The sequence below is a fragment of the Fluviicola sp. genome (genome assembly GCF_029266855.1).
Lineage (GTDB): Bacteria > Bacteroidota > Bacteroidia > Flavobacteriales_D > Crocinitomicaceae > Fluviicola.
This window is the reverse complement of the sequence record NZ_JAQSWB010000002.1, coordinates 327885-340333: the sequence shown is the minus strand read 5'-3', so window position 1 is coordinate 340333 and position 12449 is coordinate 327885. Positions and strand designations below refer to the sequence as shown.

8 protein-coding genes and 1 tRNA gene are annotated in these 12449 nt (G+C 40.9%); 2 read left to right on the top strand and 7 right to left on the bottom strand.

What is annotated here, in order from left to right:
* Positions 1–55 precede the first annotated feature (55 nt).
* Positions 56–1048 (top strand): DNA/RNA non-specific endonuclease, encoded by a 993-nt coding sequence (locus K0S23_RS06875; RefSeq protein ID WP_300355692.1) that lies wholly within the window; start codon positions 56–58, stop codon positions 1046–1048.
* Between the two features lie 405 nt (positions 1049–1453).
* On the opposite strand, the gene K0S23_RS06870 is transcribed toward K0S23_RS06875, so the two are convergent.
* The 6 genes from K0S23_RS06870 to K0S23_RS06845 form a co-directional block, all read right to left on the bottom strand.
* Positions 1454–2596, bottom strand: a complete 1143-nt coding sequence (locus tag K0S23_RS06870; RefSeq protein WP_300355691.1) for a putative sugar nucleotidyl transferase — start codon at positions 2594–2596, stop codon at positions 1454–1456.
* Positions 2597–2675: 79 nt separating this feature from the next.
* A complete protein-coding gene (locus K0S23_RS06865) occupies positions 2676–3332 on the bottom strand; it encodes an HAD family phosphatase (RefSeq protein ID WP_300355690.1) in 657 nt (218 codons plus the stop codon).
* Between the two features lie 289 nt (positions 3333–3621).
* Positions 3622–5169, bottom strand: coding sequence for a sodium:solute symporter (locus tag K0S23_RS06860; RefSeq protein WP_300355689.1), 1548 nt, complete (start codon positions 5167–5169; stop codon positions 3622–3624).
* 97 nt (positions 5170–5266) lie between these two features.
* Positions 5267–6619 (bottom strand): trigger factor, encoded by a 1353-nt coding sequence (gene tig / locus K0S23_RS06855; RefSeq protein WP_300355688.1) that lies wholly within the window; start codon positions 6617–6619, stop codon positions 5267–5269.
* A 77-nt stretch (positions 6620–6696) separates the two neighbouring features.
* Positions 6697–6778 (bottom strand) — tRNA-Leu (locus tag K0S23_RS06850).
* Positions 6779–7083: 305 nt separating this feature from the next.
* Complete coding sequence (locus K0S23_RS06845; protein WP_300355687.1) at positions 7084–8718, bottom strand: alkaline phosphatase family protein; 1635 nt, start codon at positions 8716–8718, stop codon at positions 7084–7086.
* Positions 8719–8876: 158 nt separating this feature from the next.
* Between K0S23_RS06845 and K0S23_RS06840 the strand changes: the two genes are divergently transcribed.
* Complete coding sequence (locus tag K0S23_RS06840; protein WP_300355686.1) at positions 8877–9467, top strand: tRNA-(ms[2]io[6]A)-hydroxylase; 591 nt, start codon at positions 8877–8879, stop codon at positions 9465–9467.
* Positions 9468–9551: 84 nt separating this feature from the next.
* Here K0S23_RS06840 and K0S23_RS06835 read toward each other — a convergent pair whose 3' ends face one another.
* Entirely contained in the window at positions 9552–12428 is a 2877-nt protein-coding gene (locus K0S23_RS06835; protein ID WP_300355685.1) for a histidine kinase, read from the bottom strand.
* Between the last annotated feature and the right edge of the window lie 21 nt (positions 12429–12449).

The following is a 12449-nucleotide window of genomic DNA, read 5'->3' as shown; positions in this document are numbered from 1 at the left end:
CAAGCTTGAGATGACTAGGTTTGTGTGTTCACTCTGAACTCTGAAACAGGAACTTATGAAAGCATTGATCATTTTAATTTGCCTATCCGTTCAATCAGTTGTTTTCGCACAAGCAGAGAATAAAACCACCGGAAAAGACCTTGCGCTTCACGATGACAGCCTTTCTACAAAACCGGAAAGTTCATTGAATTTCATTAAACCGAAATCAATTCTGAAATTGGAAATCCCGAAAACCGGTTCCAACGAGCTGGTAATTACTCATGCTGCTTATTCTTTTGTATATAACGAAACGCATGAACAGGCACAGTGGGTGGCTTATGAACTGACGAAAAAAGAGACCAATAATCTGTTTGAAAGAACCGACAAATTCCTTTTGGATCCGGAAGTAAAAACAGGGACGGCTTGTGATAAGGATTACCTGGGATCGGGTTATGACAGAGGTCACTTAGCTCCCGCAGCAGATATGGGCTGGTCGGAAATTACGGTTGCCGAAAGTTTTTACTACAGCAATATGAGTCCGCAGGAACCTAGTTTCAACAGGGGAATCTGGAAGAAAACAGAAGAACTGGTCAGAGAATGGGCCATTGAAAACAATTCCATTTATATCGTCACCGGGCCTCTTCTCTCAAAAGGGCTCAAAACAATCGGAAAAAACAAAGTCTCCGTTCCGAAATATTACTACAAAGTTGTTTTGGATTATTCCGATCCCGGTGTAAAAGGAATCGGATTTATTATGCCAAATACTGCTTCTAAAAATGATCCGCGCACCTTTGCGGTATCCATTGACAGCATTGAAAAACTAAGCGGAATTGATTTTTATCCTGGCCTGCCTGACGACCAGGAAACAGTTATTGAAAAGACACTTTGCATTGACTGCTGGACCTGGAACTCATCAAAAAGTTCAGTTGAAACAGAAAAGCACGAGCCCGCTGTAAAAGAGGAAAGAAGCACAGCTGTTCAGTGTTCCGGGAAAACGCAGGCCAAAAAAAGATGTAAACACAAGACTAAAAGTCCGAATGGTTTGTGTTCGCAGCACGGGGGAGATTAAAACAGAGGAGCGCAGATAGTAACACATTCACTTTTTCCCGCATCCCGATAGCTATCGGGTATGCTGATTACGCTGATTCTTTTTGTATCATTTATGTAAACAGGTGTGTTTTTAACCGCAAAGAAGAAAAAGCAAGGCTTTTGAAGACGAAGCATAGTCAGAAATGACGTGATGCAAGGTAAAAGAACACAAAGAAGGAACATTCCATCCATAAACGACTTTGAAATAAGTCCTAGGCTTAATTTGGATCATTATCTCCCACAGAACGCTTGCGCCTTAGCGTTGGCGCAGGAACACAGAAGAAATAGCGTATTTCAAGCAACCAACATGTAAGATAAATCTCACGCAGATTTGATAGATCAACGCAGATTTTTTATTCATGAAATAAGCAAAAGCCGGAACAGCTTATCCGCCGTGTTTTGCCAGATAGTCAAAGATGTAGTGATCGCCTTCGGTGAGTTCCAAACCGCGTCTTTTCATCATTGCATTGGCAGCATCTTTGGCTTTGATCAGTTCGAATAATTCGGTTCCGTTCACAGCTCCCCAGGAAAACGAAGGGATAAATTTCTTAGGAAAATCTCCGCCAAAAATATTGCAGGAAACACCCACTACCGTTGCCGTATTGAACATGGTATTGATCGCACATTTGCTGTGATCTCCCATACAAACACCCATAAACTGCATACCGGTTTCCACTTCAGCACCCGTTTCATACGACCAGGAACGGATCATGGAATAATTATTCTTCAGGTTCGAGGTATTGGTATCCGCACCAAAATTGCACCATTCTCCTACCAAGGAATTCCCTAAGAAACCATCGTGGCCCTTATTGGAGTATGCCTGGAACACACAATTGGTTATCTCGCCTCCTACTTTGCAAAACGGCCCGATAGTGGTTGCTCCGTAGATCTTGGAACCCATTTTTACTACTGCATGTTCGCCAAGAGAAAACGGTCCGCGGATCATTGATCCTTCCATGATTTCAGCATCTTTGGCAATATAAATAGGTCCGGAAGACGTGTTCAGGAAGGAACCCTCGACTGATGCTCCAGCTTCAAGGAAGATCAATGAAGGATCGCCAATAATTGTATTTGAAGCCGGTATGTATTGCGATTCCCGTCCGCCAGTAAGTAAAAAGTAATCAGCTATCAAAATTTCATCATTCTTCTGGAATAAATCCCAGCGCTGGGTCAGTTCCAAAGGATGCTGTTCCGTCCATTTGATTTTTTCAGTAGCATTCCCTCTTCGCGCGATCCAGGTATTCTCTGAAATCAAGACCTGGTTTTCTTCCAGATGCACCACTGCCGCGGCAATAGCTTCATTCGGAATGATTGCAGCATTTACTTCCACTTCTCCTTCACCATCTAAACGCGGAAACTTCTTAGAAAGATACTTCTCGGTTTGAAAGGAAATCGTAGCTTCCGGAATCCATTTTTCCCATCGTTCCTTGTTGGTCAAAATTCCCACTCTCAGATCACCAATAGGCCGTGTAAGCGTTAATGGTGCAAAGCGCAGGTGCAATTCGTTATCGTGAAGAATGATATTCATGGTAATGCTATTTGTTAAAGTGAAGATACGGAAATCTGAATTACGAATATCGAATTCCGAATGATGAATTGGGATTTATTTAAAACAAAGAGGTAAGACGGGGATCAGTATAATCCTCGATGAAAAACAAGATATTCGGGTATTGAGCAAATTCTTCAGGAGAATGGGTAGTTGTAACAATTATTGCCTTCATTCCCGCATTCAATGCTGCTTCTGCTCCTTTCGGCACATCTTCGAATACGATACACGATTCCGGCTCAATGCCCAAAAGTTCCGCTCCTTTCAAAAACACCTCCGGATCGGGTTTGCTTCTTGAAACATCTTCTGCACCGACAATTGCTTTGAAGTAAGAACGGAGATCCAGGTTATCCAGTACAAAATCAATGCTGAAGCGCGTTGCCGCCGATCCGATCGCCATGGAAACTCCGGAATTACCTGCTTTCCTCAACAAATCTTCCAAACCGGGAATCAGTGCAAGGTGCGGACGATACAGTTCCTGGTAGAGATCTTCTTTTCGTTGGGAATATCGACTGATCGTTTCCTCATCGAGCGTCCCTTTTCCGAAAACACGGTCCAGCAGCTCGTGATTCTTTCCATACATTTGCTGCTTTACCTGGGCTAAGGTTAAACCCGCTTTGAGGTCTTCATTCAGGATCTTGTTCCAAACTTCCAAATGAAAGTCCATGTCGTGGATCATGGTACCGTTGAGGTCGAAGAGAAATGCTTTTTTCTTCATAATCATATTTTCTTTCATACTTTTTGCTAAGGCTGAAAAAGTATGCAAAACATCCTTATCTTAATTGTGCCATTCAAAGTCACTCGTGAAAAATATTCTTTTCTATGTTTTAGGCCAAAAGTAGCAGATCAGGATCTGAAACCCCGATCCGTCAACTGCCGGACGGGCTTTTGGCAAACATAACGAAAATAACATTTTTCTTACTTCGTTCCCGGAATGGCACTGCAACGCGAATTAATCCACTAAACTTGTAAATATACTAACGCTGTTCCAGTTCAATGTAAACGAATTATTTACTCTCCATTAAAAAGCTTTCACTCGTGTTACGTCCGGAGATGAACCAAAGACCAATGAAAGTCAATAGTCCGTTCAGGATTAAGAGTTCATTTCCAAAGATGTATCCACCCAAATAGGTTCCGTCGGGCTGTAAAATGCCGCCGGTCCAGGCTTGAGAGTATTTACTGATGAAATAACACAGCGCCGGGATCAAAACACAAACTACAGGAACCAATTTTTCATTCAAAACGCGTTTGGTGAAAATACCAATGGCAAATAAGCCGAGTAAAGGTCCGTAAGTGTAACCTGCCAGTTTCAGGATCAAGCCAATCAGATCTGTACCTGGCGTAGTATCCACATACCAGTTGGTGGCAAGAATAATCAGCAGGAACAAGAGTGAAAAGCCAATGTGAACGACCAGTTTATAGCGTTTTTTCTGCTGTTCCTCCCTCCTGTTGAAGTTCAGGAAGTCAATACAAAAACCAGTGGTCAGGGCCGTCAAAGCACTATCTGCCGAAGCATAGGATGACGCGGTGATCCCAAGCAGGAAGAAAATTCCGGCTATGGAACCGAAATTGTTCAGAGCCAGTGTAGGGAAAGTATGATCGGTATTTGCCGGAACCTCTAAACCGGTTGATTGAATATACACGTATAATGCACCGCCCAAAAGCAGGAACAGGAAGTTTGTGATCACCAGAATGGTAGTGAAGGAATACATGTTTTTCTGTGCATCACCAATCGATTTACATGTCAGGTTTTTCTGCATTAAATCCTGATCCAAACCGGTCATGGCTATAGCCAGGAACATTCCTCCGAAAAATTGTTTGTAGAAGTACAAGGGAGAATTCGGGTCGTCGAAGAAGAAAATTCGCGACATCGAATAACCGTTCTTCGTACTCGAAGAAGTGATTTTGTTATACAAGCCGGAGAAGTCGACTCCCAATGTCTGTGCAATAATGATCGTACAAATAATCACGGATGAAACCAGGAAGATGGTTTGGAAAGCATCGGTATAAACAATCGTCCGTACCCCACCTTTGAAAGTATATACCCAAATCAGCACGATCGTTGTTAATGTTGTTACCCAATACGGAACTCCCAGATCTTCGAAAAGGAACATTTGAAGTACTTCCGTTGCCAAATAGAGACGGGTTGCAGAACCCAGTGTCCTGGACAAAATAAAAAATGCGGCACCGGTTTTATAGCTGACAATTCCGAAACGTTTGTTCAGGTATTCATAAATAGATGTGACATTCAAGCGATAATAAAGCGGCATCAGAATCTGGGCGATTACCACATAGCCCAAAATATATCCTAAGACTATTTGAAAATAAGCCATTCCCTCTGAAAATACTTTCCCCGGAACAGAAATAAACGTGACTCCTGAAAGTGAGGTCCCAATCATCCCGAAAGCCACGAGATACCATGGGCTCTGCCGATTTCCTGTAAAAAAGGAATCCGTATCAGCCTTTCTGGATGTCAGATATGCCATCAGGATCAGTAATCCAAAGTATCCGATAAGAATTGCGGTAATCAGTCCGGGAGATAATGTATTATTCATGGAATCAAAAATAAAAAAAGTAGGGATCAAAGTGGGTATAAAAAACATAGGGGCGGAAAATTTTCCGCCCCTATGTTTTAATCAATGCTATTTATAATTATTTCGATGCCATTTCAACGAACTCATCGTAAGAAATTTCTTTCGAGTTCAATTTCACGGTTTCTTTGAAGAATTGTGTCAATTTTGTTTCTGCCATCATATCGTAGATACGATTTGCTTCATCACGGTTTTGCAAAGCACTTGCAGCTTGTTTTGTCAACTCTGCATCTTCCGGTGCAGGTATTCCATATTGTGCAAACTGATTAGCGATCAATCCTTTTGTAAATTCAATCACTTCAGCATTGTCCAATTTAATATCATTCGCTTTGAAGATATGTCCCTGGATCAGTTGCCATTTCAAATCTTTTGCGTAGCTGTCGTAATCTGCTTCAATTTGTTCGATCGTGATCGGTTTGTCATTCGACAATTGGATCCAACGCTTCAAGAACGTATCCGGAAGATTTACCGGAGTATTTTCCACCAAATCACGGTAAACTTCGCGAGTCAATAAACGATCCGAATCATTTGCAAACATGTTCTTTAAATCATTTCCGATGCGCTCACGCAATTCTTTTTCAGAAGAAACGGCACCTTCACCGAACAATTTATCAAACAGGTCCTGGTTCAATTCAGCCAATTCCATGCGTTTGATGTCGTTGATCGTCATTTGGTATGAATCAGAATGGTTTGCCAATTCTTCCGGTTTGATTCCAAGCATTGCTGCTTTATCCGAATCACCACGGGTAATTGCCGTAGCAGAAACGGTTACTTTGTCTCCTACTTTTTTACCAATCAATGATTTTTTCACTTTTTTGTCTTCGATAAACTCCATGGAAGTTGTTGAAGAATGCATGATTCCACCTTCTTTGATCGATCCGTCCTCGTTCAACTCAACAAATTGAGCCAAAAGCATGTCCGTTTCACCAACCTCATCAGTAGAAGTCATTTTTCCGTAACGACGACGTAAATCATCAATTTGCTGATCGATCAACTTATCGTCGATCTTAACCTGTACGTAATCGTATTTGCTTTTATTAGTCAATTTCAAATCAATTGCCGGGGAGTACCCGATCTCATAAACGAATTCAAAATCTCCCGGATTGTCGAAATCTCCTTTTACTTCCGTTCCTTCTTTGGGGATCGGGTTTCCTAAAATTTCTAATTTATTTTCTTGTACGTAAGCATATAAAGCATCGGAAACCAATTTGTTCATTTCTTCAGCTAAAACACCTTTTCCATATTGCTTTTGAATCAAGCCCATTGGAACTTTTCCCGGACGGAATCCCGGAATTTTTGCCTGCTTGCGGTATTTTTCTAAGGAAGCAGCTACTTTACCCTGGTAATCTGCCGGTGAAACCTGCACTGTTAACAATGCTGTTTCTGCATTAACTTCTTGACGTGTTACGTTCATTCCGTTTTCTTTTAATTCTTAAAACTTGTATAAACAAAAAATGGTCTTCATTGACAAACAACGAGACCATCTTGAAGTGCGGATGGAGGGACTCGAACCCGCACACCTCTCGGCACTAGATCCTAAGTCTAGCGTGTCTACCAATTTCACCACATCCGCATATTTAATTCCTATTTAAAGGATTAAATTCTATTTCAATTTTCAGGGTTTCGTTCAAACCCTTTTCCCGTATTGGGTGCACAAAATTAGTGATTATTTCAATTCTTGCAAGCAGAAGGAAAGATTTTTCAATAAAAAATGTAAAAAAAACAAGGATGGCTTCCATATCCTGATGTTCAGTTGCATCCTAATTATTGTGCATTTTCCGTTCTACTATAAATAATTAATCCTATAAAAACCTGTCTGTGAGTTCATTAATTGCAAATGATTAGTAAGTTAACTAATAGGTTTATTTACTAAATCGCTTATTTCTTTTTAAACAACTCCAGCATCGGTTTCCCGGTTGCCGTATTCGGGCGCTGTACATCTAATATATGCACCAAAGTGGCAGCAATGTCCACGATCTCATAAGCTGTGAATACTTCCTGCGGCAAAATATCTTTTCCATAAAACAATACAGGAACGTGCGTATCGTAGTTAAATGCAGAGCCGTGACTTGTTCCTTTGTGTGATCCGGGAGTATCTGAAGTCTTAGGTAAATAACCGGGTTGAAGAATGAAGATCAATTCACCGCTTCGCTCCCTATCGTAACCTGAAGCAACCATTTGCTGCCAATTTTCATCCGTTTTGGAAAGCAATTCCTCTTTGGTGTAAACGCGTTTTACCTCCGTCCATTTTGTGATTTCTGTTCTGAAAAACGAAATAACCTGGGATTCCTTGTCGGTACCGAGCACATCATTGGTCAAATAAACATTGTCATTCTCAATAGTATTCAGGTAATCCTTTCCAAATTTAGCAACACAAGCCGCCCTCAGGCTATCCATTTTATTTTTCAGGAATAAATAGCCTCCGGGTAACTGATGGTCTTTCAAGAATTGCGGAACAGGAACTACAGCATGATCCGCAGTTAAAAAAACTACGTATTGCCCTTTACCTACTTCCTTATCCATTGTTTGAAACAAACGTGCCAATTCCTGGTCCAGGCGGAAGTACATATCTTCCATCTCCAGAGAATACGGACCAAAAGCGTGACCAGCAATATCCGGGGTAGAATAACTGATCGTCAGGAAATCGGTATTTGCATGTTTTCCCAATTGTTCTTCCGAAAGTGCACGGATCGCGAAATCTGTCAAAAAGGTATTTGCGGCAGGCATGATTGTAAACAAAGTAAATTGATCAGACGCTGCTACCTTGCTGAAATCGTAAGGAAAAACAGGGCTGGTCTTTCCGCCAACCAATCCTTCATAAGGTGAATTGTCTTGTTTGATATAGGTATAAGAAGTCGAATCCTTCAGTAAATTCCAGGGCTGATTTACGTATTTCGAGACCAGATTCTGTGCATTGAACCGGCTAACCCAGTTTGGAAGTTCTTTTCTGTAAAAGGTGGAAGTAATAAAGTTACCGGTTGCATAATCGTACCAGTACGACCCGTCTGATAAATGTCCGGCAGGTAAAATCGCACTCCGGTCTTTGATTGAAATTCCAATTACTTTGGAGCCGGGATAAGTAAGTTTCAATTGATCGGTTATTGTGTTGGAGCGCAAAAAAGCCGGAGAACATTTTCCAAAAGAGCTATTTGAACCGACAGTTGAAACCGTAGTATCCTCTACGCAATTCACTTCTCTTCCGAAGGGCCTGTAATGCCATTCATTCGCAACAATTCCATGGTCACTCGGGGTCGTTCCAGTATATATGGATGCATGTCCGGGTCCTGTGTAAGTCGGAACATAATTATACGTCACATTTCTAAAATGAGTTCCCTTATCCATCAAACGTTTGAACCCGTCCTTCCCGAATTGCGGATAGAAGCGGTACAGGTAATCATAACACATTTGATCCACTACAATTCCAACCACCACTTTCGGGGCGTTCTTTTGGGAGAATGCGTGGTTCGAGATCAGGCCGAAACAAACAAAGAACAGTAACAATAGAAACTTCATAATTCACTATTTTTAAATCGAATGTCCGATTTTTCCCACGGAGAAACGCGAAAGAACACGGATGTTAATGATAACAACATTTTTTCCACCGAACATTATTCTGACAAAACTAGGATTTGAATTCAAGAAATAACGAAATTTGCAGTAAATTTTCAATTATGTTAGGTTTAAAATTGCCAACTGACCCACGCTGGGTGAATATTGTAGAGAAAAACATTGCTGAAATTCTGACAGACCATGCTTTTTGTGAGCAAAAAGCGGCCAGTAACGCAATCTCTATCATTGTTCAATATCCGCAGTATCCTGATATGGTCAAAGCCATGATTGAAATTTGCCAGGAAGAGATGGAACATTTCGGTATGGTACATGACAAAATCCTGGAAAGGGGCTACCAGCTGGGATTCGAACGCCGCGATCCGTATGTGCACGATCTTCATGGGTTTCTCAAAGTAACCCATTCCGGGAATCCCAAAAAATCGCACATGGTAAACCAACTGCTTTTCGCAGCTATGATTGAAGCCCGCAGTTGTGAACGGTTCAAAATTCTGTCAGAAGAAATCAATGATGAAGATCTACGCGGATTCTATCGCAGTTTAATGGAAAGTGAAGCACGGCATTATACGGTGTTTTTGAATTTCGCCCGCAAATATGGCGAAGGGATTGATGTCGATGCCCGCTGGAAATTATTCCTGGAATTTGAAGCTTCGCTGATGGATAAATACGGAAAAGGAGAGAGTATCCATGGTTAAGTAAATTGACGCTTCGACTGCGCTCAGCGTCCTGAAATCAATTGAAAAGCGGACTGAACGGAGCCGAAGGCACGGTATTGGAATTTAACCGGGAAGTGGAATACTTACTATCACGCAGGTTCCCGGGAATTCCTGGTTTGAATCATCCACACTGCTCATTGAAACCGTAAATGCCTGTTTGTTTTTCCCCTGCAATGACTTCAAACGCTCTTCGGTAATTTGGGTACCGTAAGATTTATGATTTGAGTCCCGCTTTTTCTTCCTGGATTCCGAATACCCCACCCCGTTGTCACGGATCATCACTTTCAACGCTTCGTCCTCCACATAAAATTTCAGGTACAATTCACCTCCGCTGGTTCTTTTTACCAATCCGTGAAGAATCGCATTCTCAACATAAGGCTGAATCAGCATCGGTGGAATACAAGGACTTGAAGGTAATTGGCGGTAATCACAATCTATCCGGAATGAAAAAACCTGTTTAAACCGCATGCTCTCAAGCAGAATATAATTTTTCAGAGTATCATATTCTTCCTCAATGGTAATATAAGAAACTCTCGAATTCGCGAGGGTTTGCCGAATCAATTTAGCAAAACGAACCAGGTACTTTTCTGCATTTTCATTTTCTTCGTACAAGAGGAAACTGTGAATTGAATTCAGGGAGTTAAAAATAAAATGCGGGTTCATTTGTGCAGCCAAAGCCATCCGTTCCAACTCCATCATTCGATTTAACATGTAGTTTTTCTTATTCACGGATTGGATCGAAAGTTTCAGAATAATGTAAAACAGGATCACAATCAACACAACATAAAGGAGAATAAAATACCACCGGAGGAAAATGATCTTTTCCACTTCAAAGCTAAATAGCTGCTTCGGTTTTGACCATTCATTGTTCAGGTTTAAGTAGGCTACTTCCAGGTTATATTTTCCATCGGCCGGGTCACTCAATGTAATTTCACCTTTATCAGATTTTGTCCAGGTTTGATCTTTTCTAAAACGATAACGGTACACATTACGCCTGTTCAGGTCAATATTGCCAAGTGCAATCCGGATCAGATCCGTTTTGGCGGGATAAATTTCCGCAACATTCAAGAGCTTATTTTTAGTAAAGGCACGAACAGAAAGTATGTTAATAGGATTTGCACTCATTTCCTTTTTAACATTCAGGAAATCTATTTTTTGGACCCCCGACTTAGTTGCCAGGTAAAGCAGGTTTTCATAAGAATACATATCGTTGATTTCCCGGCTGGACAACAAATCCCTGCTTAGCAATTTTGCGGAAATTTTCCCGTTCTTTTTTGTCAGCAGGTGTATTCCTTTTCCGCTGGCTATCCAAAGCCGGTTTTGCTCATCGAAAAAAACCGTTAAGATTTGCTTGCCTAAATTAAGATCGGGTGCAAATTCCCGCGCTTTCTCATGCTCAATATCTATTTTGAAAAGACCCTGAACATTCGAAAAGGCAATCAGCCCCCAATCTTTATGATATTTCAATTGAGAGATCCTTCCCTTCAGAATATTCTTATAGCTTGATTTCAAACTGGATCTTATGTCAAAAGCAAATACTCCTTCATTCAATACGAAGAAAATTTTCTTGTGCGGCACCAAATAAAACCGCAAGTACGGACCCGGGATTTTAAACTTATGCAGGGTATGTAAATCAAAAACCTCCCTTGAGGAATCCCGCACCTCATCTACTTTATACGAATCAAGCCGGATTCCAACAATAGAAGAACCTGAAGCGTAGTGCGGTTTAAATTCGTAGGAATCATCCACCTCAGGCCAGTCACTCCAGTCGAGCTGATTCTTCTGAAATGCAAATCTATCCCTGTACGGTATCAGGTTGCTCCACAGGAGCGTTTTCCCGTAATCCTTCAACAAATAAGGGGGATATAGCTGCTGCCATTTTCCTACATAATAGGTGATTATAACTTTACTTTTATTCCCGTTAATAAACCGGATATCTTCTTTGACGGGTTTTCCTGTGTAAGACAATTGGGTAAATGCTTCATCACTGATCATAAACACCCCTTTTTCAAGAGTCGTTATCCACAAACCGCCATTCCGGTCTTTACAAACAGAACTAACCGAATGTTCCGACAGATAATGTTGAACAAGAACAAGTTGCTTCCGGGTTTTATCGAAGCGGTATTTTTTCATTCCATTCTTGTAATACCCGACATACAGGAATTCACCATCTGAATCCAGCGAGATCACTTCGTGTGTGTCTGGAAACAATTTAAACTTCCGGTCGTAATTCAGAAATAAACTTCTACCGCACATGATGAAGTAATACCCTTGGTGCTTTTTCAGCCTTACAGTTCCGTTAAAATAAATTTTACCCCAAAAAAAACGCTTGCCATTCCGATGAAAAAAAGCTGTGGTTGGTTTATTCGTCATTGAATAATTACTGAATACAATTTGATTTTCAAACTCGAAAAAGTGTATTGTATCTATTAATTTTTTCAACAAAACAGTTACTTTCCCTTTCTTGTTTATGGATACAATTTCCTCTCTGTTGGTTCCGTAAACCACAGAGCCATCCTTAGTGACATAAATTGAGGCAAAAATATTGTGTCCGGTAAAAAATCTTTTTTGAAGGATCGAATTAAAACGATAAGGTTTCATTTCCCCATCCTCATAAACACTCAACAATCCATTATACCCAATAAACCAAACATTTCCATTTGGATCTTCATGTATTCTAAAATTGACATTATCGCTTAAGCCATTTTCAACCGTGTAGGTTTTAAATCGAAAACCGTCATACCTGACGATTCCCCGGTCGGTCAAAATCCACAAAAGACCTGACCTATCCTGGTAAACCTGGTAAGTTTCCGAGCTGGGCAAGCCGTTGTCAATTCCAAAATGTTTGTAATTATAGTCCCATGAAATGCGGTTTGACTGAGCAGATACACTTAGTGTAAATCCCGCCAAAAAAAGCCCCCATAAAATGTACCTGATCAAAGTGAATATATAAGAATACGT